The 26,930-nt window shown below is 40.7% G+C and carries 29 protein-coding genes and 2 tRNA genes; 23 read left to right on the top strand and 8 right to left on the bottom strand.

The annotated features are described in order from the left end of the window. Positions 1 to 141 precede the first annotated feature (141 nt). The 13 genes from SYN7502_RS08465 to SYN7502_RS08405 all read left to right on the top strand — a co-directional run bounded on the left by SYN7502_RS08465 (position 142) and on the right by SYN7502_RS08405 (position 8,676). The gene (locus SYN7502_RS08465; RefSeq protein ID WP_015168434.1) at positions 142 to 375 is read left to right on the top strand and encodes a DUF433 domain-containing protein; all 234 of its coding nucleotides are present in this window, start codon (positions 142 to 144) and stop codon (positions 373 to 375) included. Then, a complete protein-coding gene (locus SYN7502_RS08460; protein ID WP_015168433.1) occupies positions 372 to 722 on the top strand; it encodes a DUF5615 family PIN-like protein in 351 nt (116 codons plus the stop codon). Before SYN7502_RS08465 ends, SYN7502_RS08460 begins: the two co-directional genes overlap by 4 nt. Before the next feature lie 335 nt (positions 723 to 1,057). Beyond that, a complete protein-coding gene (locus tag SYN7502_RS08455; protein WP_015168432.1) occupies positions 1,058 to 1,552 on the top strand; it encodes a hypothetical protein in 495 nt (164 codons plus the stop codon). A gap of 154 nt (positions 1,553 to 1,706) precedes the next feature. After that, positions 1,707 to 3,029, top strand: a complete 1,323-nt coding sequence (locus SYN7502_RS21160; protein ID WP_015168431.1) for a PP2C family protein-serine/threonine phosphatase — start codon at positions 1,707 to 1,709, stop codon at positions 3,027 to 3,029. Between the two features lie 5 nt (positions 3,030 to 3,034). Continuing rightward, positions 3,035 to 3,301: a TIGR03643 family protein gene (locus tag SYN7502_RS08445; RefSeq protein WP_015168430.1), complete on the top strand. Its 267-nt coding sequence runs from the start codon at positions 3,035 to 3,037 to the stop codon at positions 3,299 to 3,301. A 106-nt stretch (positions 3,302 to 3,407) separates the two neighbouring features. Then, positions 3,408 to 4,310 carry a 2-carboxy-1,4-naphthoquinone phytyltransferase gene (menA, locus tag SYN7502_RS08440; RefSeq protein ID WP_015168429.1) on the top strand — a complete coding sequence of 301 codons (903 nt, stop codon included), beginning with the start codon at positions 3,408 to 3,410 and terminating at the stop codon, positions 4,308 to 4,310. A 35-nt stretch (positions 4,311 to 4,345) separates the two neighbouring features. After that, positions 4,346 to 4,828 (top strand): tRNA adenosine(34) deaminase TadA, encoded by a 483-nt coding sequence (gene tadA, locus SYN7502_RS08435; protein WP_015168428.1) that lies wholly within the window; start codon positions 4,346 to 4,348, stop codon positions 4,826 to 4,828. Positions 4,829 to 4,852: 24 nt separating this feature from the next. Further along, positions 4,853 to 5,044 (top strand): DUF4258 domain-containing protein, encoded by a 192-nt coding sequence (locus tag SYN7502_RS08430; protein ID WP_015168427.1) that lies wholly within the window; start codon positions 4,853 to 4,855, stop codon positions 5,042 to 5,044. 76 nt (positions 5,045 to 5,120) lie between these two features. Next, entirely contained in the window at positions 5,121 to 5,516 is a 396-nt protein-coding gene (locus SYN7502_RS18590; RefSeq protein ID WP_015168426.1) for a DUF2283 domain-containing protein, read from the top strand. A gap of 151 nt (positions 5,517 to 5,667) precedes the next feature. Next, positions 5,668 to 6,075: a DUF4259 domain-containing protein gene (locus SYN7502_RS08420; RefSeq protein WP_015168425.1), complete on the top strand. Its 408-nt coding sequence runs from the start codon at positions 5,668 to 5,670 to the stop codon at positions 6,073 to 6,075. Positions 6,076 to 6,295: 220 nt separating this feature from the next. Next, the gene (locus SYN7502_RS08415) at positions 6,296 to 7,954 is read left to right on the top strand and encodes a SulP family inorganic anion transporter (protein WP_015168424.1); all 1,659 of its coding nucleotides are present in this window, start codon (positions 6,296 to 6,298) and stop codon (positions 7,952 to 7,954) included. Between the two features lie 12 nt (positions 7,955 to 7,966). Continuing rightward, on the top strand, positions 7,967 to 8,476 hold the full coding sequence (locus SYN7502_RS08410) for a carbonic anhydrase (RefSeq protein ID WP_015168423.1): 510 nt from the start codon (positions 7,967 to 7,969) through the stop codon (positions 8,474 to 8,476). A 128-nt stretch (positions 8,477 to 8,604) separates the two neighbouring features. Further along, a tRNA-Asn gene (locus SYN7502_RS08405) sits at positions 8,605 to 8,676 on the top strand. A 229-nt stretch (positions 8,677 to 8,905) separates the two neighbouring features. On the opposite strand, the gene SYN7502_RS08400 is transcribed toward SYN7502_RS08405, so the two are convergent. Together SYN7502_RS08400 and SYN7502_RS08395 are read right to left on the bottom strand one after the other, a co-directional pair. Beyond that, entirely contained in the window at positions 8,906 to 9,334 is a 429-nt protein-coding gene (locus SYN7502_RS08400; RefSeq protein WP_015168422.1) for a SufE family protein, read from the bottom strand. A 133-nt stretch (positions 9,335 to 9,467) separates the two neighbouring features. Continuing rightward, positions 9,468 to 10,205, bottom strand: coding sequence for an SDR family oxidoreductase (locus SYN7502_RS08395; RefSeq protein ID WP_015168421.1), 738 nt, complete (start codon positions 10,203 to 10,205; stop codon positions 9,468 to 9,470). A gap of 147 nt (positions 10,206 to 10,352) precedes the next feature. Between SYN7502_RS08395 and trpA the strand changes: the two genes are divergently transcribed. Beyond that, positions 10,353 to 11,147, top strand: a complete 795-nt coding sequence (trpA, locus tag SYN7502_RS08390; RefSeq protein WP_015168420.1) for a tryptophan synthase subunit alpha — start codon at positions 10,353 to 10,355, stop codon at positions 11,145 to 11,147. 51 nt (positions 11,148 to 11,198) lie between these two features. On the opposite strand, the gene SYN7502_RS08385 is transcribed toward trpA, so the two are convergent. The 3 genes from SYN7502_RS08385 to SYN7502_RS08375 all read right to left on the bottom strand — a co-directional run bounded on the left by SYN7502_RS08385 (position 11,199) and on the right by SYN7502_RS08375 (position 15,389). Next, complete coding sequence (locus SYN7502_RS08385; protein WP_015168419.1) at positions 11,199 to 13,781, bottom strand: trans-splicing intein-formed DNA polymerase III subunit alpha N-terminal partner DnaE-N; 2,583 nt, start codon at positions 13,779 to 13,781, stop codon at positions 11,199 to 11,201. 84 nt (positions 13,782 to 13,865) lie between these two features. Next, positions 13,866 to 14,807 carry an SPFH domain-containing protein gene (locus SYN7502_RS08380; RefSeq protein ID WP_015168418.1) on the bottom strand — a complete coding sequence of 314 codons (942 nt, stop codon included), beginning with the start codon at positions 14,805 to 14,807 and terminating at the stop codon, positions 13,866 to 13,868. Between the two features lie 144 nt (positions 14,808 to 14,951). Further along, a complete protein-coding gene (locus SYN7502_RS08375; protein ID WP_015168417.1) occupies positions 14,952 to 15,389 on the bottom strand; it encodes an NfeD family protein in 438 nt (145 codons plus the stop codon). A gap of 131 nt (positions 15,390 to 15,520) precedes the next feature. On the opposite strand from SYN7502_RS08375, the gene SYN7502_RS08370 reads away from it, so the two are divergent. The 5 genes from SYN7502_RS08370 (at position 15,521) to SYN7502_RS20950 (ending at position 22,225) form a co-directional block, all read left to right on the top strand. Continuing rightward, positions 15,521 to 15,793, top strand: coding sequence for a DUF3143 domain-containing protein (locus tag SYN7502_RS08370; protein WP_015168416.1), 273 nt, complete (start codon positions 15,521 to 15,523; stop codon positions 15,791 to 15,793). A 348-nt stretch (positions 15,794 to 16,141) separates the two neighbouring features. After that, the gene (locus tag SYN7502_RS08365; protein WP_015168415.1) at positions 16,142 to 17,161 is read left to right on the top strand and encodes an aspartate-semialdehyde dehydrogenase; all 1,020 of its coding nucleotides are present in this window, start codon (positions 16,142 to 16,144) and stop codon (positions 17,159 to 17,161) included. Positions 17,162 to 17,247: 86 nt separating this feature from the next. Next, positions 17,248 to 18,177 carry a 4-hydroxy-tetrahydrodipicolinate synthase gene (gene dapA / locus SYN7502_RS08360; protein ID WP_015168414.1) on the top strand — a complete coding sequence of 310 codons (930 nt, stop codon included), beginning with the start codon at positions 17,248 to 17,250 and terminating at the stop codon, positions 18,175 to 18,177. 107 nt (positions 18,178 to 18,284) lie between these two features. Next, on the top strand, positions 18,285 to 20,135 hold the full coding sequence (locus SYN7502_RS08355) for a ribonuclease J (protein ID WP_015168413.1): 1,851 nt from the start codon (positions 18,285 to 18,287) through the stop codon (positions 20,133 to 20,135). Between the two features lie 116 nt (positions 20,136 to 20,251). Next, on the top strand, positions 20,252 to 22,225 hold the full coding sequence (locus tag SYN7502_RS20950; RefSeq protein WP_246828981.1) for a bifunctional serine/threonine-protein kinase/formylglycine-generating enzyme family protein: 1,974 nt from the start codon (positions 20,252 to 20,254) through the stop codon (positions 22,223 to 22,225). A 34-nt stretch (positions 22,226 to 22,259) separates the two neighbouring features. On the opposite strand, the gene SYN7502_RS08345 is transcribed toward SYN7502_RS20950, so the two are convergent. Next, positions 22,260 to 22,331, bottom strand: a tRNA-Gln gene (locus SYN7502_RS08345). A 150-nt stretch (positions 22,332 to 22,481) separates the two neighbouring features. Here SYN7502_RS08345 and pyrH point away from each other — a divergent pair. The 4 genes from pyrH to SYN7502_RS08325 are packed head-to-tail and all read left to right on the top strand — an operon-like array spanning position 22,482 to position 24,523. Continuing rightward, on the top strand, positions 22,482 to 23,216 hold the full coding sequence (gene pyrH / locus SYN7502_RS08340) for a UMP kinase (protein WP_015168411.1): 735 nt from the start codon (positions 22,482 to 22,484) through the stop codon (positions 23,214 to 23,216). Then, positions 23,203 to 23,751 (top strand): ribosome recycling factor, encoded by a 549-nt coding sequence (gene frr, locus SYN7502_RS08335; RefSeq protein WP_168130345.1) that lies wholly within the window; start codon positions 23,203 to 23,205, stop codon positions 23,749 to 23,751. Before pyrH ends, frr begins: the two co-directional genes overlap by 14 nt. 28 nt (positions 23,752 to 23,779) lie before the next feature. Then, positions 23,780 to 24,223, top strand: a complete 444-nt coding sequence (locus tag SYN7502_RS08330) for a DUF29 domain-containing protein (protein WP_015168409.1) — start codon at positions 23,780 to 23,782, stop codon at positions 24,221 to 24,223. 36 nt (positions 24,224 to 24,259) lie between these two features. Then, entirely contained in the window at positions 24,260 to 24,523 is a 264-nt protein-coding gene (locus SYN7502_RS08325) for a TMEM165/GDT1 family protein (RefSeq protein ID WP_015168408.1), read from the top strand. 47 nt (positions 24,524 to 24,570) lie between these two features. Here SYN7502_RS08325 and chrA read toward each other — a convergent pair whose 3' ends face one another. Both chrA and SYN7502_RS08315 read right to left on the bottom strand, forming a co-directional pair. Then, positions 24,571 to 25,758 (bottom strand): chromate efflux transporter, encoded by a 1,188-nt coding sequence (gene chrA / locus SYN7502_RS08320; protein WP_015168407.1) that lies wholly within the window; start codon positions 25,756 to 25,758, stop codon positions 24,571 to 24,573. A 111-nt stretch (positions 25,759 to 25,869) separates the two neighbouring features. Next, complete coding sequence (locus SYN7502_RS08315) at positions 25,870 to 26,910, bottom strand: anthranilate phosphoribosyltransferase family protein (protein WP_015168406.1); 1,041 nt, start codon at positions 26,908 to 26,910, stop codon at positions 25,870 to 25,872. Positions 26,911 to 26,930: the final 20 nt, after the last annotated feature.

Raw genomic sequence — 26,930 nt, 5'->3', positions numbered from 1 at the left:
AGTTACCCATGCTGATTACCTTTGGCTGCTATAGGTTTAGAGATTGCGTGTGGCTTATCATAAATTAATACTTTGTGTTTCTAAATTTGATAAAACATTTTGGTACGATCGCTGTTGAACCTAATAAGGGAGAAAAGAATTATGAAGTGGAGAGATAGAGTTGCCACGGATCTATCAATTTGTCATGGTAAAGCTTGTATCAAAGGAACAAGAATTATGGTGTCAGTTATTCTTGATAATCTTGCAGCGCAAGTTAGTGAAGCAGAAATTTTAGCAAGCTATCCCACACTAACTTCTGAGGATATTCTGGCAGCTATTAGCTACGGTGCTGAGTTGGCACGCGAGCAGGTTATCTTACTACCATTACCTGTATGAAATTTAAAATTGATGAAAATCTACCAATAGAATTTGCTGATATTTTGAAAAATAATGGCTATGAAGCCTCCACCATTTATTCTGAAGCTTTAAAAGGAGCAAAAGATACTATTGTTATTTCTGTGTGCCAGCGTGAAGAACGAGCTTTGATTACATTAGATTTAGACTTTGCTGATATTCAAACATATCCACCACAAGACCATAAAGGAATAATTGTTTTAAGGGTGAGTAAACAAGATAAACCGTATTTAATATTATTCTTGGAAAAGATACTTCCTGCACTTTCACAATATCCCCTAGAAGGACATTTATGGATTGCTGAAGAAGGAAAAATCAGGATTAGATAGAAACCCCTATAAAATTTAAAAGGTGATCGCTGCAGATACTAATTGTCCTAACTATAGGTTGTCCTAGTGCTTAGTAAGTAGGTAGGTCAAAGAAAAGTAAACACTTTTTGAGAGCAGAAAACTAAAACCCATTGTGGGGCTTCGTCCTACGACCCTTTCTATCTTTAGATTACCTATGTTTACCTACTTAATGAAAAATCGAGAAATTGTTTCAGCTTTAATTTTAGATAATTATTTTTATCAAGCTGGCTTTGAGACTTTATCCTCCGCCTAAATCTTTTCAGAAAAATTATTATTCTCAGTTCAGTTGAATTTCTAATAAAAACCATTAAACTATGATTGCATCCCTAAGTTTTGAAGAGGCGATCGCCTGCACCGAAAATTTATTTACCTCTGCTGATTTATCCGAACCAGAATTACAACAAGCGATCGCAGACTTAATTAGGACAGATAATGGCGCAAGGGGGTTTTATGTTTATTACTTAACTAATCCTGTTGGTAATCATCCTACAGAAGCAGTAATTAAAGCCATCCAAGCAGTTCCTGAACCTAGTGCGGAGTTATTAGTTAAAAATTTAGTAATGTCCACAGCTATGGCGATCGCCCATCGACGCAATCAAGATGAAAGTCATGCCCAAGGATCACAACAAGTAAAGGAACGTACCGCTAACTTAATTAGCTTACTCAATCTCACTGAAGTCAAAAGAATTGCTAATTTAATGAAAGCTGCAGCCGAGTCTGGAACAGGAGAATATGCTAATTTTCTCACTAAATGGGGTTATGATTCTGAACAAAGGCAGGCGATCGCTACGATAACTACTATAAGTTAATTTAGATTTGAGCATTTAAGGAATTTCTTAAAATTGATGGCAATGATTACTCCGTAAGCTTTAATAAAAAGTTATCTTCTAAATCTTTGCAGGTGGAGTTACGGGTTTAAGATGGATTTTAGATATACAGAGATTATAAATGTAGCTAAAACCTATGAAAGCACCGATTCCTGATAATGAACAAGCTAGGTTAGCTGCTCTGTACCAATATCAAATTCTTGATACCGTCGCCGAAGTTTTATTTGATGACTTTACGCACTTAGCGTCTCAAATCTGTGGTATGCCCATTGCTTTAATTAGCTTAATTGACCATGATCGCCAATGGTTTAAGTCAAAACTCGGATTAGAATCCAGTGAAACGCCTAGAGATCAAGCCTTTTGCGCCCATGCCATCCTGAATCCTGATCAACCGCTTATCGTTGAGGATGCTACTGCTGATGTCAGATTTGCTGACAACCCCCTAGTTACTGGAGATACAAATATTCGGTTTTATGGAGGATTTCCCCTAGTCACACCTGATGATTTTGCCATTGGCACTTTGTGTGTGATTGACCAAAAGCCAAGAACCCTTATGCCTGAACAGGAAGCAGCCCTAAAGATGTTAAGTCGGCAGGTAATTTCTCAACTAGAGCTACGCCTCAAACTACAAGAAATCGAAGAACGCACTAAAGACCTAGAACAGGCAAACGGTATTATCAATTGCCTCAATGAAAAGTTGGCTGCGGAAAATATTCGCATGGGTGCCGAGCTATCTGTTGCTCAAAAAATTCAGATGATGATTTTACCTAAGGTGGGTGAACTAGAGCTAATTCCCGAACTAGATGTTGCTGCCTATATGGAACCTGCGGCTGAGGTTGGAGGCGATTATTATGACGTGATTTATCATGATGGTAGAGTTAAAATTGCGATCGGAGATGTCACTGGGCATGGACTTAGTAGCGGCATAATTATGCTGATGGCACAAACGGCGGTGCGTACTCTCATTGGTGCAGGAGAAACCAATCCTGTGAAATTTCTAGGAGCAGTGAATCAGACTTTATACGATAACGCCCATCGCATGGACTCATGCAAAAATATGACGCTTACCATCCTAGAGTATGCCAATCAAACTTTAAGAGTAAGTGGACAGCATGAAGAAATCATCATTGTGCGGCGAGATGGCAGTTTAGAACGTTTAGACACTATGGATTTGGGCTTTCCTTTGGGGCTGGAGTTGGATATTGATGCTTTTATTGGTGAGGCTGTGATTGACTTGCAACCTGATGATTTGGTTTTGCTATATACCGATGGCATCCCTGAAGCTACTAATTCTGAGAATCAATTTTATGGCTTAGAACGTATGTGTGCGATCGCCCAGAAGTATCACCACCTCTCTGCCACGGATGTGTGTAAAGCGGTCATCAAAGACGTAATGCACTTTATTGGTCAGCAAAAAATTTATGATGATATTACTCTAATCATATTGAAGCAAAGGTAATAATCGTGAATCCATCTAAACACTTAACACCCGAAATAACTGATCGCATTATCGAAATGGCTTGGGAAGACCGTACCACCTTTGAAGCCATTGAGTTCCAATTTGGATTAAATGAAGCTCAAGTAATTGCCCTGATGCGTCAAGCAATGAAAGCTTCAAGTTTTCGGATGTGGCGCAAACGAGTTGCAGGAAGGAAGACTAAACATCTTAAACAACGTGATGCAATTATTACTAGATTTAAGTCATCGGATCAAAAAAATCGCCTACTCTAATGGCTTGTGGAAAGGGGGTAAGAGTTAATTTTGGCAAAGTATGACTAATATTTTGTAAATTCCTTGCTAGGATTGGCAAATTATCCTAATTATTTATGATTTGTTCATGGTGCCAATTGTGGAGTCATCTGACCGAAAAAAATTATGGTTGGCGGCAATTAAGCCCCCTATGTATAGCGTTGCCATTATTCCTATTACTACGGGTACAGCGATCGCCTATTATCAAACCGCAGCGATAAACTGGGAGATATTTAGTACTTTTTTAGTTGGGGCAGTTTTAATCCTCGTTTGGGAAAATCTTTGTAATGACGTATTTGATGCCGATACGGGTATTGATAAAAATAAACATCATTCTCTAGTGAATCTGACAGGCAGAAAGAATTTGATTCTAGCGATCGCTAATATTTGTCTGATTACCGGTATTGGTCTGGTTTTAAGCATTTCTTGGCAGCAGCAGGATTTAACCGTTGTTGGCATTATCAGTCTTTGTTGCTTTTTGGGTTATACCTATCAAGGACATCCGTTTCGATTGGGCTATCATGGGTTGGGAGAGATAATTTCCTTCTTCTGTTTTGGACCTTTAGCAGTATCAGCCGCCTACTATAGTCAAACCCATTCTTTCTCAATTACGGCTTTGTTCGCTTCTATGATTATCGGTATTACTACAGGGGCAATTCTCTTCTGTTCCCATTTCCATCAATTACAAGATGATTTAGCCGCAGGAAAGCGATCGCCGATTGTCAGATTAGGCACTCAAAAAGCAGCCGAACTTCTACCTTGGTTTGTGATTGCGGTATTTCTAATTATTCCCGTTGGTATTAGTTTAGGATATTTTCCCTTATTAACAGGTTTAGTTTTTCTGAGTTTAGCGATCGCTCTGAAATTAACTAATTTTGTGAGTCAATATCATAACCAACCCGCCGAAGTCAGTAATTGTAAGTTTATTGCTGTGGCTTGGCATTTTTGGAGTGGTTTACTATTGGGATTGGGTTTTGTTTTGCATTTGTAAATTTTTCTAGTAGATTATTCTGGTAAATATTGCCTGTGAATCCTTCGGTAGAAATAGACTTTGAGTCACATCGCTTTTGGATGGATCAGGCGATCGCCTTGGCTAAGCAAGCAGGATCACAGGGAGAAATTCCTGTGGCAGCAGTTATTATTGGTAGCGATCAGAAAATTTTAGCCACAGGAGAAAATCGCAAGGAGCGAGATCGTGATCCCACTGCCCATGCCGAAATCCTAGCAATTAGAAATGCTACGAAAGTTCTTAAAGACTGGCATCTTAATCAGGCAACTCTCTATGTCACCCTCGAACCCTGTCCGATGTGTGCGGGAGCGATTATTCAAGCAAGGGTCAAAACCTTAGTCTATGGAGCTAGTGATCACAAAACAGGCGCAATTCATACGGTACTTAATTTACCCCATAGTTCAGCTTCGTTTCATAAATTGCAGGCGATCGCTGGGATTAGAGAACTAGAATGTCAAAGCCTTCTCCAAACTTGGTTTCAAAAACGGCGACAGGATTAGGAGATTAGCGCAAGGATATATGATATGTCAAATCAATCTGATCAATTTCCTTACGCAATTTTAGATCATGCTAAAGAACGCATTGAGGCAAGAAATATATTGCTAACATGGATACAGGAAACGATAGAGAAACCTGATAAAACAGAGCCAGATCAGACTGATACAGAGCTAGAAATAGCATTCAAAAAATTCAAGATCGTAATGGTAGCGTTTTGAAGGTTGTTTACAAGAAAACTGGATCTCCTACCATGATTGTTACTGCACACTTTGATCGAAGGATGAAGGGAAAATTATGAATATTAAATATGATCAGCAAGTTGATGCAGCCTATTTAATGCTAGAAACAGCCAAGATAGTTGACTCAGAAGAAATACAGCCTAACGTGGTATTTGATTATGATGAGTTAGATCGCATTGTTGGTATTGAGTTGTTAAGTGTAAAAAGAAATATTACCAACTTATTGCAACTTCAAAAACTTATCCCTACAGCACAGGTAATTAAGGTAGCCTTTGATTCTCAAATGTTTTTTGATTTTCTAGTTGAGTCAGCAGATTTAAACTTGATTGACAACGAACAAACAAAGCAAAGAATAAGCATGGCAAAAAAATTACTAGAAAGTTCGCCTAGTATTTTGGACTCAACTCAAGAATCTTTGGAAGTCTCTAAGACAAGATTTAACAGAAAATAAAGTATTGGGAAGCATTCCCCAATATAGCTTTTAGTAATAAAACCTAGTAAAAAACCCTTCAAATCTAGAAAAATTATGATTGTTCCTAAGCGAACTGTAGAATTCAGTTTATTTTATTCCTTAGAATTTAAAATCAAGATCATAGAAAAATATGGGAACTTGGAGTACTGATCCATTTGGTAATGATACAGCCGTAGATTGGATATATGCGTTGGTAGAAGCCAATGACCTTTCCTTTATTGCCGAAACCCTCCAAAATGTGATTGATATTGGTTCGGATTATCTTGAAGTTCCAGAAGCAGATGAAGCGATCGCTGCTGCGGATACGATTGCTCGACTCAAAGGAAACTTTTATGTCAAAAATAGTTATACCGAATCCTTAGATCAGTGGGTTCAAAATCATAAGCTTACTCCTCCCCAAGCTTTAGTTGACTTAGCTATTTTAGCTATGAATAGAATTTTAACGGAACCATCGGAACTACTGGAGCTATGGCAGGATTCAGAGGATTTTGATGATTGGGCTAGGGAAATACAAGACCTCAAGGATAGATTGAGATAGGGTACATTCAATAGCGATCGCTAAAAGCAGCCAAAACTAAAGAATTAGATGATTAAAAGTGCGAAAAATTCAGGTTAGGCTATCTACCAATATTAATAGATTCAAATCTATAAATTTTATAGAAACTATAGTGATTCCATTCTAGTCTAGCTATTTCAAGACTGATTTTTTATTGAATAAGCGATGAAATTGAATAAGCACTTAAGTTTTTGGGAGTAACATGGCTGAAGTAGAATTCTCTGGTTGGAGAAACTGGCGCAATTGGCGACCTTTTAAGCATCTCAAGGGTGACTTAACTGGAGGATTAACCGCAGCCGTAGTCGCTTTACCTCTAGCTTTAGCATTTGCAGTGGCTAGTGGCGTAGAGCCAAAGGCGGGACTATATACGGCGATCGTGGCTGGGATTTTGGCATCACTGTTTGGTGGTTCCTCTGTCCAAATCACAGGACCTACAGGGGCAATGGCGGTGGTTTTAGTAGGAATTGTCGCTAAGTACGGTATCGAAAAAGTCTGGATTGCAGGAGTGATGGCGGGAATTATTCAAATTGCCTTGGGTATCGCCAAAATGGGGCAGTTAGTCAAATTCATTCCCTATCCTGTGACGGCAGGCTTTACCAATGGTATTGCTGTAATTATTTTCTGTGGGCAGCTTAATAATTTCATGGGCTTAAAATTAGAGCGCAGTGAGCATTTTCTTCCCGCTTTGTGGAATACCGTAACCCATATTCAGGCTCTTAATTGGGCGGCTGTAGCGATCGCCTCGGTGGTAATTGGTACAAAGCTTTTATTACCCAAAATTACTACAGTAGTCCCTGGATCATTAATAGGTTTAATTTTAACCACAGCGATCGCTTCTTTTTTACAGCTTGATTTACCAACCATTGGCGAAATTCCTCGCAGTTTACCTTTACCCCACGGTATCCCCCACTGGAATGATCTCCGCTTATTAAGAGAACTTATTAATCCAGCTTTGGCATTAGCTGCCTTGGGTAGTATTGAATCTCTGCTTTCGGCGGTAGTGGCAGATGGAATGACCGTCAGCGAAAAACATAATAGTAATCAAGAACTAATTGGACAGGGTATTGCTAATTTAGTGGTACCGTTTTTTGGGGGAATTCCTGCTACGGGGGCGATCGCTCGAACTGCTGTTAATGTCCGATCGGGAGGTAAAACCAAGTTATCTGGCATTATTCATGGTGTGGCTTTGGCAGTAATTATTTTAAGTTTGGCTCCTTTAGCCGCAAAAATTCCCCTAGCAGCATTAGCTGGGATTTTGATGGTGGTTAGTATCCGCATGATTGAATGGGAGGCGATCGGGTTATTAATGCGATCGACCTATGCTGATCTGGGCGTAATGTTGCTAACTTGGGGCGTGACGATCTGCTTTGACTTAGTATTGGCAGTAGAAATTGGGTTGATTGCTGCAGGAGCTTTATTTATCAAACGCATGAGTGACCTTAACCTAGCTCGTATTCCAGACGTTGAGGCTTTCCCCGCAGGTGTACCTTTAGAATTGGGGAAGGAAATTGCTGTTTATCGTATAGATGGTCCTGTATTTTTTGGCGCAGCAGAAAGATTTGCTACATTTTTAAGAGATGAGCCTGAAGTTAAACATTTAATTTTACGGATGCGGTTTGTGCCGATTATGGACACCACAGGGTTGGTAGCTCTTGAGGATATTTATAGAGATTTGAAGCAGCATAATTGTCATTTAATTCTCACGGGTTTGCAAAACGAGGTAGAGCAATTACTTGATCGCACAGGATTATTAGATAAAATTGGGAGAGAGAACTGTTACCCAACCACTGACCTAGCAGTTTGCGCCCTTCTTCCCAGTAGTTGTATTCCTCGTCCAGAGACTATTCTGGCTAAAATTTAGAAATTTACTAATATGCAGCACTATCATAGTTCTCGCCGTAGCCTGATTAAGGGATTAATTACAGGTGGTCTTTTATCTCAGTTACCAATTTTAGAAGCGATCGCCAAAGAAGAAAATGCTAACGCTCTAGTTCTCAGTTGCATAGACTTCCGTTTTATTCACATAATTACTCACTTCTTAAAAACCGAAGGCTTAGAAGGTAAATATGACTGGACTGCCTTAGCAGGAGCCTCTCTCTCTCTTGCCAACTTTCCCCATCCCGCCGAAACCGAAGCTTTTTGGGATCAACTTGATATTTCCTATAAACTCCACCATGTCCGTCAAGTAATCATTTGTGATCATCAGGACTGTGGCGCATATCAAATGCTTTATCCTAATCTTAGTCAGAGTCTGCAGCAGGAAAAAGAGATACATTCTTCCTGCTTAAAAAATGCCACACAGAAAATTCAAAATCGCTATCCTGATCTTAAAGTGCAAAGCTACTTCGCTAACTTGACTGGAATAGTAGAAGTAATGTCTTGAGTTGAAACTCGCTCCTCCTTGAAAATTCATAATCAGAGAAAAGCCATAATCAGAATTGGTGAGATTACTAGAAAACTCTGTACAACTGCAAAAAGATAATGTAACATTAGAAAAGTCTTGAAAATTAATCCTCAGTAGCTCAGCGGTAGAGCAGTCGACTGTTAATCGACTGGTCGCTGGTTCGAATCCAGCCTGGGGAGTTTTATATGTTAATCATTACAGCTTGCATTTCCTGTATTAGCAATATTTAGCGAATTTCTAGTCGCAACAACCGTAAATTACCTGCTCATACTCTTTGTTTCTGGTTTAATTGCTATTCACCTAATTCTTGGCTATCCATGGTGGACTTTAAGCCATAGGAATTGATCCAGATGGGGTATGACTTAGTAGTTTAGAGAGTATGCTAAATTCATGAATCTACAATCATAATTAAACCAATACTCTCACCTTTGCCTGCATAGTTTTAAATACACTAAAAAAGCCATTGGCACGGGATGGAGTAAGGCTCACAATTAAACCCGTATCATTGATGAAGTCTGGCGCAAGATTTAAGATTACTTCAGGACTGGCATTATTTAGCCCAGAGATTAATAGTCCTGCAAAACCTTTACTAATCAAACCGTCAGAGTCTCCAGTAAAAATCACCTGGTTTTGATCATTTAACTGAGCAGTGATAAATACTTGGGAAATACAGCCAGGGACTTTATTTTCAGGGGTGCGATCGCTATCAGCAAATTTGGGTAGCTTTTGTCCGTATAAAATTAGTTGCTCATAACGTTGTTTAGGGTCTGAAAGCCGTTGAAACCTTTTAATTATTCGATCAAGGGCATCAGGTAATTGGGCTGTAGTTGATTGCATTACAAACTTTGGATCAGTTATTAGTTATCATTTATCAGTTTTCTTATTGTAACCTGACTAATATGCTAAATGTTGAATAGCTATATCTTGATTTGAGTTTTAGCAGTCCTTAAAAGACGCAAAGCGAGACTTTCTATAAAACTCCAGTATTAGGCATTAATACTAGGTCTTGAATTACGGCATTAGCTGGTAATGTCAACATCGACATAATTATTTCTGCCACGGTTTTAGCTTCTAGCATGGCTTTACGGTCAAAATTTGCTGCGACTTCGGGTGCAAGAGTGTCCCATAGGGGGGTATCAACTGAACCCGGACAAATGGACATGACCTTAATGCCGTGGGTTCCTTCTTCCGCAGCTAATGCTTGCGTTAAACCTAAAAGCCCAAACTTACTAGCACTGTATGCCCCCCAAGTGGGAAATGCCTGTTTGGCAGCAATGGAAGCAATATTGATAATGATGCCGCTTTTTTGCGATCGCATAGTCGGTAAAACTGCCTGAATACACGCAAATACGCTTGTTAAGTTTAAATTTAGAACTTGTTGAAAATCTGCTAGAGGTGTATCAATAATTTCATTGGTATAAGCCATGCCAGCACTGTTAATCAAAATATCCAACCCTTCTAGGTCATGAATAATTGTATTAACTCTGGCACTAATGCTATTAACCTCGGCTAAATCTATACCATACGCCTTGATTATTGTTCCATTAATTCCACTAAGCTGCTCCAATTCTGGTAAATTTTCTGGTATGTGCCGAGATGCGATCGCTACTACTGCCCCAGCATTAATTAGTTCTAAAACTACCTCCTTACCAATACCTTTACTCCCACCCGTAACCAGAGCTTTTTTACCTTTAAGATTTATCGCCATGAATTAGCCATGAATTAGTTGAAGTGCAAATCACGCTTATTTTACCCATTCTCACGGTATCTCTCCACTAAATTACACAATCAGGGTGATAATTATGCTCTGGCTTTTTATGCTATTACTTAATTACTTGATACTTAAATAAAAATCATGATCTCTGTTTCTGCTAAGTTTGAGCTATTGCGATCGCACGGACAAGCTGCCCTCATTCCATTTATCACTGCTGGCGATCCCGATCTGGCAACAACTACAGAGGCATTAAAAATTCTTGATCGTAGTGGAGCCGACCTTATAGAGCTAGGGGTTCCCTATTCCGATCCTTTAGCCGATGGACCAGTGATTCAAGCGGCGGCAACTAGGGCGTTAGCAAAGGGTGTAACTTTAGATCAAGTTTTAGAGCTTGTTAAAAATGTATCTCCAGAGTTGCGATCGCCGATCATTCTCTTTTGTTATTACAATCCCATTTTAAATTTAGGCATAGAAACATTCCTACAAAAAATCTATGCGGCGGGAGCTAGAGGCTTAGTAGTTCCAGATTTACCCCTAGAAGAATCCCATGTTTTATTAGAACCTGCGGCAAGAATTGGCATTGAAGTAATTTTATTAGTTGCTCCCACTACTCCAGTGGAAAGATTTGAAGCGATCGCCTCCCAATCCCAAGGATTTATCTATCTAGTTAGTTCCGTCGGTGTAACGGGTGTACGCAGCCAAGTTAGTAAAAAAGTGCAATCAATTCTAGAACGACTCAGAACTGTAACCGATAAGCCAATTGCTGTGGGCTTTGGCATTTCCCAACCCGATCAAGCTAAACAGGTAATTGAATGGAATGCAGATGGTGCGATCGTCGGTAGTGCGATGGTCAGGCTATTAGCAGAAGAAGGAGGATTAAAAGCGATCGAGCAGTTATGTATTGACTTGAAACGGGCGATCGCTTCTGTTATTTAGTGGTTATTTACAGGTTACTCCTTTCCCATTATAAAAATAGAGCTAATTAAATTAGGCAATAACTTTCAGTTCCAAGCCCTGCTCAAAAATTTGATTAATGGGAAGCATCTGTCCATCTATGGTCATAAATTTGTGATCCTTAGTGGCTCGGACTATATCCCCATTATCTAAATTATATTCCCACACCTCCTGTTGTCCTCGATTGTGCCATTGGGCGATCGCCTGAGTGAATACTAAGCCATTCTGATCCACACTATAAACATGACATTGTATTTTTTCTTCCACAATCTTGCCAATGGGCATAAAGCCATACTCTACGGTTAGCACTGGGGTATCATAGCCTAGACAATATTCTGCAAACAGAACCATTTGCTCAAACAAATCCGTTGCCACTTTAGATTTAATCCCATTTATTGCCGCCCCATCAAGGAACTTTTCTCTCTGTTTTTCCATTTCGGCGGGTTTCTTTTTTCCCATTGCCCGGCGAAGTAAATCTGCTTCTCCCAAGGAATATCCTGCTAAATCCTGAGCGATCTTCATAATTTGCTCCTGAAAAACGAGAATACTATAAGTCTCTTTGAGTATCGGTTCTAAATCTGGATGAGCGTAGTCCATTAATTCCCGACCATGTTTACGATTGATAAATTTAGGAATTAATCCCGCATCTAAAGGACCTGGGCGATAAAGGGCAAGAATCGAAGAAATATCATCAATATTAGAGGGCTTTAAATCTCGAACAATTTGCTTCATTCCCGAAGATTCCAATTGAAATATCCCTTCTAGTTCGCCTTTTGCCAGAATTTCGTAGGTTTTCTGATTTTCTACAGTATTAGCATCGGGAGCGATCGCATTAATATCAAAATTTTGTCCTTTGTGCTGTTGGTTAATTAAATCTACTGTATGTTGGATTGTGGTGAGATTCCTTAGCCCCAAAAAGTCCATTTTTAATAAACCCAAGGACTCTAAATCCTCCATTGGGTACTGAGTAATTACGGCTCCATCAGCATTACGTTGTAAAGGGACAATTTCATCCAAGGGCATGGGTGAAATCACTACTCCTGCGGCATGGACTCCCGAACTTTTGTTCACTCCTTCGATCCGCATTGCCATATCTAGCCACTGAAATACTTTAGGGTCTTTTTCATAACGTTCCTTAAATTCTGGCGCAGGCGTATCATTCCCAATCATTTCCTTTAGCTTGGCAGGTTTACCTCTGGATACGGGAATCATTTTTGCCATTTTGTCCGCTTCACTATAGGGGACATTCAACACTCTACCCACATCTTTTAATACAGCTTTGGAGGTCAAGCGGTTAAACGTGACAATCTGAGCCACACGATCTTCGCCATACTTTTGGGTCACATACTTAATCAGTTCATCTCGGTGATCGATACAAAAGTCCGTATCAATATCTGGCATCGACTTGCGTTCAGGATTCAAAAATCTTTCAAACAGTAGTCCATGATGAATTGGATCAATATTGGTAATTCCTAGGGAAAAGGCAACTAACGAACCTGCAGCCGAACCTCTACCTGGTCCAACGGGGATGTGGCGATCGCGCGCATATTTAATGTAATCCCACACAACTAAAAAGTAAGTAGAGAATCCCATTTGCTGCATGATTCCCAACTCAAAGTGCAATCGTTCTTGATAATTTAGGGGAATATCATCTCGCTTTTTCGTCTGAAATCTTTCTAAAATCCCTTGCCATGTTACTTCTTCCAAATAGGTTTCGGCAGTATAGCCCAAAGGTACATCATAGCTAGCTGCCCGTGGTTCACTCATAACATCATAGGTTTCCACCTTAGCCGCAACTTCCGCCGTATTTCTAATCGCTTCGGAAATAATGTCATCGGATAAATGATCTTGGAACAGTAACTTCATTTCAGCTTCGGATTTCAGATACTCCATACCGCTATAGCGCAGGCGTTTCTCTTCTTCGATCAGCTTTCCCGTTTGAATACACAACAGTGCATCATGGGCATCGGTGTCATAGCAGGAGACAAAGTGGGAATCATTGGTGGCGATAATTTTAATATCTAATTCACGGGCAATTTTGACGATCTCCACATTTACTATCCGATCTTCAGGATAGCCATGATCTTGAATTTCTAAATAATAATCATCTTTGAATATTTGCTTATACCAACGGGCAGTGTCTCTAGCGATATCAGGATGTCCCTGTAAAATTGCTTGGGGTACTTCTCCCGCCAAACATCCAGAGGTAATGATCAAGCCTTCTTTATATTGTTCTAAGTATTCTTTGCTAATACAGGGGCGCGCAAATATACCCTTGCCTTGAAAACCCTGTAAATGCGAAATAGTCGTAAGCTTAACCAGATTTTTATAACCCTGATTATTTTTCGCTAACACAATTTGGTGATACTTGCGCTTTTTTTCTTGCTTGGTAATATCACCTAAAATCACATACATTTCATTGCCAATAATCGGCTTAATGCCTTTACTGCGGCAGGTTTTAATTAATTCGATCGCCCCATACATGACCCCATGATCCGTTAAAGCGATCGCCTTCATATCTAGTTGTAGGGCTTGATCTACTAAATTTGGTAACTGGCTAGCTCCATCCAATAAACTATATTCACTGTGGATATGAAGACCAACAAATTCTGACATAACAAATTCCTGCAAAGTGACTCGGTAAGATGATCATAAAGCAGAAAAATCTGAAATTTTAGGTATTTTTAACTTATTTTTAACTTACTTCCAGTTTGTAGGTTTGGGAGCATCAGTAGTTGGAATATCGCCAATAATTGACTTTACGCCCTCAAGGGTAGCAGGTATAGTGCGGGGATCCATAAACATGACTTTACTACCGTCACTACTACCGATCGCTGTCCCCATATCTAAATAACCCAAGGCAAATAAGACTTCAAATGCCTTAGCTGCATCAGGGTTACTTTTAAGCTGGGCTGAGATAATTGCTGCTGATTCTGCGATCGCTTTAGCCTTTAAGACCTGTTGTTGACGATCGCCCTCTGCTTTAAGGATAGTTGCCCGTTGCGATGCCTCTGCCGCTAAAATTTGAGCATCTGCTGTACCACGGGCTTTATTAATTGCTGATTCTCTTTCCCCTTCTGAGGTCAAGACTGAAGCTCTCTTCTTACGTTCTGCGGTCATTTGCAATTCCATGGACTCCTGTACAGCCTTAGCCAGCAAAATATCTCGCAATTCTACCCTTGTTACCTTTACGCCCCAAGGCTCTGTGGATTCATCCAAATCCCGTATGAGTAGTTCATTAATTTCATTTCTAGCGGTGAAAGTTTGATCTAGTTCTAAATTTCCTACCTCTGCCCGAATTTGAGTGAGGACAAGGTTTGTCATTGCCCGATTTAAGTCTGATACTCGATAGAAAGCTTTTTCCATATCGACAATGCGCCAGTATACTACTGCGTCGGCGGTAACTGGTACGTTGTCTTTAGTAATACATTGCTGGGGAGGCACATCCAAAACTTGCTCTTTAACCGAGGCTCGGTAGGCGATCGTATCCATTATAGGAAAAATAAAGTTGGGTCCAGGTAAAAGCTTGCGGTTATATTTGCCGAAGGTCGCAACTAATGCCTCTTCCCCTTGGTTGATAATCTTTAAGGAATTAAATAGGGCTATTGCCCCGACGATCGCTGTACCAAAGATAAATTCCATAATCAGACCTCGCTTATTTACTTGCTTACTTATATGCCCCAACATGAGCCAGCAATGGCACAATTATACCGCCGAACTGCTCAGGGTGAACAAATTTAACCTTATGCCCATATCGACAATCTAATCTTTACAACCTAACTTCCCCTAATGTTCCTGAAGCCAATGTTCTGGCATAACTATTAACGTAGTCCCTTGTCGCCGTAAAACATAGACTTTTTGGTTAATGGCGATCGCAGTCTTGGGATCATCGCACCTAGCCTTCCATGAATTGCCCTCATATTTAACTCTACCAGCTTGTCCGGGTAAGATTTCGGCGATCGTTACCGCTTCATCCGCATCCCTAATTCTGCCCAGCCCTTTTGGTATAAATCTACGGGAATACCAACCTAGGAATCCAGAAATTAATACCCAAATTAATAGTTGCAAGGCAATAGGGATATTACCCACCAATAAAATTGCTGCTACAACCAAAGCCCCTATACCCAAAACTCCTGCTAATAAAAGCGTGGGAATTGGTACCAATAGCTCTAATACCAGTAAAGTAATACCTAAGGCAAACCAAACTACTTTCGCAGTGAGCATAATGTATAGCTAAATTAGCTGAATTGAGGTTAACTGTTGCATCGACCGACTTAGTTAAATTATAGAATCTGAGCTATAGTTATGAAACCCAGTATTAAGTATTAAAGTAAGTACGATCTCATCTCCCGCCTATGACTCTTCCTCCCGCAGATACACCATTGTATAATCATTCGCTTAACATGGTTGAAGCTTGGTTGCGGTCTAAAAACTGTAAACAAGATAACCAAAGGCTAAACAATTGGCTAGTAGAATACCGAGACTGGCAAGCAGAGATTTCCATGGATATTGAGGAGATTCGCGTACGCTATATTAATGCTCTAGCGGGAAATAAAGATATAAATAGAGCTTTTCCTTACTCCTTAAGCCGAAGAGATATTGAAGATGCAATCTTTACTGGACCTTAATCTTTTCCCATAAAAAATGTTATATTGCTTTTACCTAATTTCAAAAATATACTCATTCCCAACTAGGAATTCTCTTGTAACTTCACCTCAATATCTTAAAGGAAGTTTGGGGAGATGAAACAGTTCCATCTCCCTCTAGTCTGAGTCTTTAGAGATTTAATTTAGAGATTTAGAAGTAAATGCCGTTGAATATATCTCTGAAGGAAAATCACTGAAATCCGTTAAATAAGATTCAAAACTCAGTTAAACATAAAGTATTTGATCATAGTTTGGTCGTCAAATAGATCAACTAAATAGATCGGTAAATCTAAAAATGTAAGTGTAAATAAAAATAAGGAGAACAGAAGATTGCATAGAAAAAAATATAATGTGGCAATTTTAGGGGCAACAGGGGCAGTTGGCTCTGAACTCATGTCCTTACTGATAGAAAGAGATTTTCCCGTTGCTGATTTAAAACTTCTGGCATCACCAAAATCTACAGGTAAGACTCTAAGCTTTAATGGACAGGACTTAGTGATTGCTCCTGTAACTCCAGAGTCTTTTAATGGCATAGATATTGTTTTAGCCTCTGCTGGTGCCAGTGTTTCTAAGGAATGGGCAGCGATCGCCGTATCTAAGGGAGCAGTAGTTATTGATAACTCTAGTGCGTTTCGCCAAGATCCTAAGGTTCCCTTGGTTGTCCCTGAAGTAAATCCACAGGCACTGGATCACCATCAAGGCATTATTGCTAATCCCAACTGCACCACCATTTTAATGAATTTGGCAGTTTACCCTTTACACAAGATGAAGCCGGTAAAGCGGATTGTGGCGGCTACCTATCAGTCCGTAAGTGGAGCGGGAGCTAGGGCAATGGATGAATTGATTGAGCAAAGTCAGGCTATTTTAAATAATCAGGAACCTAAGGCGGAAATTTTACCTTACCCCATTGGCTTTAACCTGTTTTTGCATAATTCCCCCATGGATGATCAGGGGTACTGTGCCGAAGAGATGAAAATGGTGAATGAAACTCGTAAGATTTTTGACTATCCTGATATACAAATTACTGCCACCTGTGTTCGGGTTCCCGTCTTGCGCGCCCATTCTGAAGCTATTAACATAGAATTCTCCGAACCATTTAGTATAGTTACTGCTAAAGAATTACTATCTAAGGCTCCGGGTGTCGAACTAATTGAGGATTGGTCACGTCAATATTTCCCGATGCCGATTGCTGCTAGCGGAAAAGATAATGTTTTAGTGGGTAGAATTCGCCAAGATATTTCTCATCCTAACTGCATTGAACTGTGGCTATGTGGTGATCAAATTCGCAAAGGTGCTGCCTTGAATGCTGTGCAGATTGCCGAGGTGTTAATTGATCGTAATTTAATATGAATCTGAGCTTCTTAATTTTTCTAATCTAATTTACTAAATAACCTAACCCTTGATGCTATTAAATACCTTGGATACTTGCTTTGACTATGTCTAAAGTCGATTTTGGGCAATTACTTACTGCGATGGTCACACCTTTTGATTTAGAAGGACAGGTGGACTATGGGGCAGCAGCTAAACTGGCATTACACCTGATTAATCACGGAACAGATACATTGGTGATCTGTGGAACTACGGGTGAATCACCAACTTTAACTTGGGATGAGGAATACAAATTATTTCAAGTCATTAAAGAAACGATTTCAGGTAAGGCTAAAATTATTGCTGGTACTGGTTCTAACTCTACGGCTGAGGCAATCGCTGCCACAGTCAAAGCGGCTAATTTAGGACTAGATGGCACGTTACAGGTTACCCCCTACTACAATAAGCCACCCCAAGACGGATTGTATGGACATTTCCAAGCGATCGCTCTGGCTGCCCCAAATTTACCAATGATCCTTTACAATGTTCCTAGTAGAACTGGTTGCAAACTCGAAGCAGCTACCGTAGCTGAATTAGCAAAGGTTACAAACATAGTGGGCATTAAAGAGGCAACAGGTGACCTAGACCAAGCTAGTTGTATCCGTTCCCTAACCCCTCCCGACTTTGACATTTACTCTGGTGATGACTCGCTAACTTTACCCCTAATGGCAGTGGGGGCAAAGGGTGTAATTAGTGTGGCTTCCCATTTAGCTGGCGATCGCATTCAACAAATGATCCAAGCATTTACCTCAGGTAATGTGCAAACAGCTACAGATATTCATATTCAACTATTTCCCCTATTTAAGGCATTGTTTTATACTACCAACCCTATTCCCGTCAAAATGGCATTAAAAATTATTGGTTTAGACACAGGTGTAATGCGATCGCCCCTTGTGCAGACAAAACCTAATCTGGAACTGGAAGCCAAGCTTAAATCTATAATGGCAACCCTTGATTTGATACCAAATTTAATTCCAGACTTAATTCCTAAAAGCTAGCGACTTAACTCTATATACGCTTAATCCTACCTAATTGCCCTAGGTTCAGTTTTCCTTATTTCTGATTATTGTTTACTTCAATTATTATTTACTTCACCTAAACCTATATGACTAAATCTCCTGTAACCTTGAGAAAAACCGAAACCAAGACTGAACCTAAAATTGTCAAGACATCCACATCTGATACTCCCGCCCTAAAAATGATGGCACTAGGCGGACTCAAAGAAATTGGTAAAAATACATGGGTATTTGAAATTAACAACGAGATTATGTTGCTGGATGCGGGCTTATCTTTCCCCGATGACGGTATGCCCGGTGTCAATATTGTGCTACCTGATATGACCTATTTGCGAGAAAACAAGCACAAAATCAAAGGGATGATTGTGACCCATGCCCATGAAGATCATATAGGAGCGATCGCTTTCCAATTAAAGCAATTTGAGATTCCTGTAATCTATGGACCTCGATTGGCGATGGCACTCCTAGAAGAAAAGCTCACAGAAGCAGGGGTATTAAACCGTACAGAATTACGCCGAGTTGCCCCCCGTGATATTGTCAGAATTGGTAGTAGCTTCTTTGTGGAGTTTATCCGCAACACCCACTCGATGGCAGATAGTTTTTCCGTTGCCATTAATAGCCCTGCGGGTTTAGTCATTCACACAGGAGATTTTAAGTTTGATCACACCCCTGTGGATGGCGAGTTCTTTGATATTCAGCGTCTGGCTGAGCATGGCGAAAAAGGCGTGCTGTGCCTAATTAGTGATTCCACCAATGCCGAGATTCCGGGCTACACTCCTAGCGAACGTTCAGTATATCCAGGCTTAGAGCGAGCTTTTGCCAGTGCTAAGGGCAGAGTTATTGTTACGACGTTTGCTTCTTCTGTACATCGCCTGAGTATTATTCTAGATATTGCTGAAAAGCAGGGCAAGATTGTCGGTGTAATTGGTCGCTCCATGCTGAATGTGATTGCCCATGCCCGTAATCTTGGCTATATCAAATGCCGTGATGAATTACTTCAGCCTTTACAAAATCTGCGCCATTACCGTGATGATCAAATTTTAATTTTAACCACAGGTTCCCAAGGCGAGTCAAATTCTGCGCTCACACGCATGGCAAACGGTAGCCACAGACAACTGCAAATTCAAGCGGGTGACACGGTCGTATTTTCTTCCAATCCTATTCCCGGTAATACCATCCCTGTAGTGCGAGTAATTGATAAATTGATTTCCCTAGGGGCAAACGTAATCTATGGAAAGGATAAAGGTATTCATGTGTCGGGACATGGCGCTCAAGAAGATCAAAAGCTGATGTTAAATTTAGTTCGACCTAAGTTTTTCTTCCCTACCCACGGTGAACTCAGAATGTTAATGCAGCACAGTAAAATGGCTCAGGAAATGGGGATTCCCAAGGAAAATATTGTTATTGCCGAAAACGGTGATGTGGTTGAAGTTTGCGTCCAACATATTCGGATTGTGGATAAGGTGCCTTCGGGTGTGGAACTAGTCGATGCTTCCCGTGATGGGGTGGTTAAAGGAGAGGTTCTTCGCGATCGCCAACAAATTGCAGCCGATGGCATTGTCACTGTGGCGGCAACGATTGGACTAGATGGCAAACTGGCAACGGAGCTAGATGTGCAACTAAATGGCGTGGTTTCTCTAATTGAGCGATCGCAGCTAACTACCCATATTCAAAAAGTGATCGAAGATACCCTAGGAAATCGCTGGGCTGACTTTGTACATAATAATGGCGAAAAATCAGAAGTGGATTGGGTAGGCTTACGTTATCAACTAGAGCGAGATATTACACGGATGCTCAAAAATCAAATGCAAAGTCGTCCTATGTTAGTCTTATTACTACAGAAGTCAATATCTGGTAGCTCTAAACCTCCAATGGCGATCACTTCTTTGACTACAACTCCCGCCGAAGGGAAAAGAAGACGCACTGCTGCTGTATCCTAAAATTACTCTAAATTAATCTAATTAAATTTGAATAGTTTAAATTTGGATATTGATCACACAGATCATATATAAACAGATCACATTTAATAGTGGCTGGGTAAGACAAAATATAGAGAGTGCGCCGTATTTTCACCATGAGCTACTACTGCCTCAATCCCAACTGTCAAACGCCTCAAAATCCAGAGGGTGCTAAAGCTTGCCTTAAGTGCAAAGAAAGTTTGGCACCACTTTTAGGTCGTTACCGTCCATCCGATGCTTTGGCTAAAGGGGCATTTGGTAAGACGTTTATTGCAGTTGATGAGGCAAAGCCTTCCAAGCCCAAGTGTGTAATCAAGCAATTTGCACCCAAAGACCCCGCTAGTGCCTCTATTGCCCTCCGACTATTCCAGCATGAGGCAGAGCAGTTAGATCGATTGGGAAAGCATCCCCAGATTCCTGAATTAATGGCACATTTTGAACAGGATCAGCGCCAGTATATAGTCCAAGAGTTTGTAGATGGACAAAACCTCAAAGATGAACTTAAAAGTCGAGCTAGGCTTTTTGATGAAGGCGAAATTATTCAACTACTTCGGGATTTATTACCCGTTCTCAGCTTTATTCATAGTTCGGGCGTTATTCATAGGGATATTAAGCCAGATAACATTATTCGTCGCTCTACGGATCAATCTCTGTTCTTGATTGATTTTGGGGCAGCTAAACATGCCGTTAGCGAGAGTGCCTTATCTGCACCAGGTACGGTAATTGGTACACCCCACTACGATGCTCCAGAGCAAGCTGTAGGACAGTCCACCTTTGCCAGTGATATTTACGGACTAGGAGCTACCTGTGTACATTTAATGACAGGTGAGTCCCCTAACTATCGGTTATATTCCCATGCGGAGGGGGGATGGGTATGGCAAAAATATCTCAAAATGCCTGTAAGTGATAAATTCAAAGATATTCTTGATCGAATGCTGGCACGGGAGCTAAAACATCGCTTCAAATCCTCGGAAGCTGTTTTGCAAGCTTTACAGTTATTAACCCAAGGTACAGGTAGATCAACTGCTGGTATCGTATCGGCTCTGGTTAATCCAGTTCCACCACCACCAAAAGCTGAAGTCAAAAAGATCCGCCCTAACAAAACTGTAGATACTTCTAGTTCTAGCTTGTCAGTATTTGAGCTTAAGAATTTTAAATTTCAAGTTGCCACCGTTGCTCTAAAGCAAACAGGATTATTTGGATTAGTAAATAGTTGTGAAGTTTATAAAACTACTAAAGAAGCAGAATTTTTCACTGGATACATTGGTTTAGGTAGAACCTTTGAAATGGTATTTATTCCCGGCGGCACTTTCCAAATGGGTTCCCCTGAATCGGAAAGCGATCGCAAACCCCATGAAAGTCCTCAACGTATGGTAAAAGTTGCTCCATTTTTCATAGGCAAATATCCAGTTACCCAAGAGCAATGGGATATGGTGGTCACCTTGCCTAAGATTAGCCGTGACCTAAAAGCATCGCCATCTAACTTTAAGGGTTTAAATCGCCCCGTAGAGAGAGTATCTTGGCATGATGCCATTGAATTTTGTGCGAGATTATCGAAAAAAATGGGGCAAGTCTATCGTCTACCCAGTGAAGCTGAATGGGAATATGCCTGTAGAGCTGGTACTAATACACCTTTTCACTTTGGGATGACGATTACCTCAGATTTAGCTAACTATAATGGCGAAAAAACTTATGGCTTTGGTACCAAAGGTAAGAGTCGCCGAGAAACCACTTCTGTGGGTAGCTTCCAAGTGGCTAATGCCTTTGGACTCTATGATATGCACGGCAATGTATGGGAATGGTGCGCCGATCCTTGGCATGACAATTATAATGATGCTCCAAATGATGCTAGGGTGTGGGAAGGTGATAGCAATGAAGACACAGCGATCCTTGAACCCGATGGCACCATATCTCAGTTTGCGACCGAAGAGAATGCGGTGGATAATGGTTATAGAATTTTGCGTGGTGGCTCATGGGGAAATGATCCTCACGATTGCCGTTCTGCTTGTCGCCTTAGAGACCTTCCTACCAGTGAGTACAGTGATTACGGGTTTAGAATTGCCTGCTCTTAAAATTTATTTTAGAAATTAGATTTTAAAATTTAAACTGGGGTGCAAGGATTCGAACCTCGGAATAGCTGGACCAAAACCAGCTGCCTTACCACTTGGCGACACCCCATTAGTTGCGCTTGTATAATATAGCAAATTTATCCTAGGGATTGTCAACTTTTTTATCTGAGTTTTATCTAGGCTCTTTTAATATTACAGATAATATTGCAGACAAACTAGGGTTTAATTAGATTGTTTGTGCATAACTAGGAATAAAGGAATGAGTGCTAAATATCGGCGGATTTTGCTGAAATTAAGTGGCGAGGCACTTATGGGCGATCGCAATTTTGGAATAGACCCGATGATTGTCCAAACCATTGCTCTGGAAGTTGCGGAAATTGTCCGAGATGGAGTTGAAGTCGCAATTGTGGTTGGTGGCGGTAATATCTTTAGAGGTATGCAGGGCGCAGCCGCAGGTATGGATCGAGCGACAGCAGATTATATCGGTATGATTGCTACGGTGATGAATGCTTTGACTTTGCAAGATGCTTTAGAACATTTAGAGTACCCTGTCGAAACTAGAGTGATGACCGCGATCGCCATGCAAGAAGTGGCAGAACCTTACATTCGTAGGCGCGCCATGAGCCATTTAGAAAATAAGCGGGTAGTAATTTTTGGTGCAGGGTCAGGTAATCCATTTTTTACAACGGATACAACCGCAGCATTACGGGGGGCAGAAATTGATGCTGAAGTTATTTTCAAAGCCACACGAGTTGATGGTATTTATGATAGTGATCCCAAGCAAAATCCTAACGCTAAACGCCACCACAATCTAACCTATGATTATGTTCTGAGTCATAATCTTAAAGTTATGGATACAACTGCATTTACGATGTGTCAAGAAAATAATATTCCCCTGATTGTTTTTGATCTTGGTGTCCCAGGTAACATTCGCCGTGCAGTTATGGGAGAATCAATTGGTACTTATGTTGGAGGAAATTGTGAAATTAACTGATGTGGAAGCACGGATGCAAAAAGGGATTGAGGCAACTCAACAAAACTTTAATACCGTAAGAACTGGTCGTGCTAGTACTGCTTTATTGGATCGGGTCATGGTGGAATATTACGGATCACCCACACCATTAAAATCCTTGGCAAATGTTACTACCCCTGATTCAACCACAATCATGATCCAGCCCTATGATCGGGGCAGCTTGAATATTATTAGCCGTGCTATTTCTGAATCTGATGTGGGCTTAACCCCTAATAATGATGGTATTAGTATTCGCCTGAATATTCCGCCTTTAACAAGCGATCGCCGCAAAGAATTAGTTAAGCTAGTGGCAAAGTTGGCAGAAGAAGGCAAAGTTGGGGTGAGAAATGTTCGCCGTGATGCGATCGACTCGGTACGTAAACAAGAAAAATCTAAGGAAATCTCTGAGGATGAATCCAAAAATTTACAAGAGCAGATCGATAAAATCACTGATAAATTCATTAAAAAAATGGATCAAATTCTAGCGGAGAAAGAAAAGGAAATCTCTACGGTTTAAGTAACTGGATAATTCACGGGCTAATTTTATGAGTACAAACCTATTGACTTCACTCTATAACTTAGATTATCAACAATGGCTGGAAACAACTATTATCAATTTAAGCGATCGCAACTTTGGGCAAATTAATCTAGAGGATTTGGTTGCTGAACTAGAATCTATGGGTAAAAGCGAGAAAAGTGCTTTAGAAAGTAATTTAGTCATCTTGCTCATGCACTTACTCAAGTATAAATATCAGCCCCAAAAGCAAAGTGATAGTTGGCGTAGGTCAATAGTCGAACATCGTCGCCGTATATTAATATCTTTTAAGCATAGCCCTAGTTTGAAAAAGTATTTTGAGCAAGTATTTGATGAGTGTTATATAGATGCGCGCCAAGACGCTAAGACTGAGACGCAATTACCTTTAGTAACTTTTCCAGAGGTTTGTGATTTCTCTAAAGAACAGGTTTTAGACCCTGATTTTCTGCCGTAGTTTTCGCAACTTAGATTATTAATTGAATTATTAACAATGGATTGGCAATTATTCTTCTTAACCTTTGGCACGGTATTTCTATCAGAATTAGGGGATAAAAGCCAACTGGCAACCCTAAGTATTAGTAGCAACTCCAAAGCCTTGCGCTATGTATTTTTGGGATCGGCATCGGCATTATTACTGTCTAGTTTAATTGGTGTACTTTTGGGCGATAGTATGGCAGAAATCATACCTACTAAGTTCCTTAAGGCGATCGCTGCGGCAATATTTGCATTTATGGCAATTAAAGTTTTGGAGTAAGGTAAGGCTTGATTAATCGAAAACTGCCGTAGCTGAATAGAAGAGGATCATCCCACAAAGCTGGAAATTAGCCCGATCGCTGCTCCCGCTAATAATAACCAAGTAGAGTTAAGCTTAGTCTTAAATAAAACTACGCCACTAATTAGAGCTATGCCTATGGTTAAGGGATTAGTGAGAGATGATTGTCCAAGCTGAAAAGTTACTGGCACAATTAGCCCCAATGCCGCCGCATTAACCCCATCTAAAAAGCCCGCCATTAAGTTGGATTTTCGGAGTTTGACTAAAAATCTGCTAAACACTGCCACCAAAATAAAAGAAGGCAAAAATATGCCGACTGTGGCAGCGATCGCTCCAGAATTTCCACCAATTAAATAACCAACAAAGGTGGCTGTCGTAAATAGGGGACCGGGGGTGACCTGTCCTACTGCCACTGCATCTAAAAGTTGTTGGAATGTTAACCAATGTAATCTTTCGACTATATCTTTTTGCAAGAATGCCAGAAGTACATAGCCACCACCATAGAGGACGGAACCAATTTTGAGAAAAGTTAAAAATATACTTACCCAAGTTGCAGGTTCAGGGGTGTTAATCGTTGCAGTTAGATTGCTGGTTAGATTATTAGTGGATGTAGATAGAGATACAGGTAAAAATACTGCGGGTAGGGAGAGAGGCGATCGCCAATATTTAACTGCCATTAATAGTAAGCCCGATCCTACAATCAATAGAATTTCGTTAACTCCCACATAAAACAGCATAATCGTAGCTACTAGGACAATCCCTGTTTCAAGATTTTTAACCCCAGCCTTTCTAAACTTCCATAGAGCCTGCACCAAAATCGCAATAATTACGGGTTTAATGCCATAGAGCAGTGAGCCGAGTTGAGGTAAGGTCTGATACTGCTTATAAATAACCGCAAATATCCACACAATTACTAAGGCAGGGAAGATAAAACAGGTACCAGCTATAATCAGTCCCAGCCATCCGCCCCGTTCTAAACCAATGAGAACTGCCAATTCTGTGGAACTAGGACCTGGAATTAAACTAGTAAAGCCAATCATATCCAATAGCTGAGAACGATCAAGCCATTGCCGCCGTTGCACGAATTCTTCATCCATCATCGACATGTGGGCTGCGGGTCCACCAAATGCCAATGTCCCCAGTTTTAGGAAAGAGATTGCTAGGTCTTTTAATCTCTCCCGCTTTACTGTGGTGTCAAGTTGGCTGTAATCTGACATGCGGCTCTTTATCTCTATGGAATACAATCCAAGAGTTTACATAGTCTCTAAAAGCTTAAGCAAGTATAGCGGAATACATTAATCAGAATCTCCAATGCCCTATAGCCAAGTTCATGGGTTTTTCAAATTAGCGATAGCCTGTTTAATTTCTCCTAACTTCTCCCTAACCTTGCCACTATTAATTAAATTTTCTGCCAGTGTAAATCCCGATTCCAGATTTGGGGATATGCCCATGCGCCAGAGATAAAACCCGCTATTCCAAATGAGCGATCGCTGATATTCAGTTTTTTCCCCTGCCAAGACCTGCTGTATATCTGTAATTAATTCCGCAGTCGTAGTCAAAGGAACCTCAAAATTACTAAAGCCAAAGTCACGGGCATTAAGGACTAATCTTTCTGTGCCTAAGCCAATAATGGCACTGCGATCGCGGGGTAAATCACAGCTACCTTCTGACCCTTTAACCGTTGTATAGTCTTTGCAGTCCGTGAGCGCAAATGCCTCTCGCATAGTTGCTTCCGTGGGGGGATGGACAAATCCACAGGCAATATGAGCCGTTCCTTTATAGGGTGCCCACATTAACTCTAGGGTGGCTAGGGGAGGACGTTTACCAATTTGATCACGATAGGCAACGATCGCCTGTGCCAGAGGAAAGTGATCCGCGAGATAGACAAAAGCAAATCCAGTTTGATTTAAAACAGTTTGGACTTGAGTTAAATCTAAATTTTGCCAATGCACATCTAAGCCTTGCCAGATTTCCATAAAGGGGATACCTGCTTTCGTGGGCATGCGATCACCTCCATGGGTAATCACATTAATGCCTGCGGCTGCTAACACCATAGCTGTAAGTGGACTAATGGGAGCAGTACGGGATCGCCCATCGTAGGGAGAACTTAAAATAATTACAGGTTTGCTATTGCTAACTGGTTCAAGTCTGCCCCCAAAGCGATCGTAGGCATCCAGCATTCCTGCCATTTCCATAGATGTGGGTCGTTTAATACGGTGAGCAACTAAAAAAGCTCCAATTTGAGCAGGGGTAGCTTCTTGAGTAAGGATCATCTCTAAAGCAGCTTCAGCCTCAACCCGAGTTAGGTCTTTACTAGTATGGGTACCGCTAGCTACCTTACGCAGCAGAGTTCTGAAAGCTTGGCTCATAGTTAATTTATAGTTTTATT

It is taken from the genome of Synechococcus sp. PCC 7502 (assembly GCF_000317085.1).
In the GTDB taxonomy this organism is placed as follows: domain Bacteria; phylum Cyanobacteriota; class Cyanobacteriia; order Pseudanabaenales; family Pseudanabaenaceae; genus PCC-7502.
The sequence above is the reverse complement of the archived record's forward strand: the minus strand, read 5'-3'. Positions and strand labels throughout refer to the sequence as shown.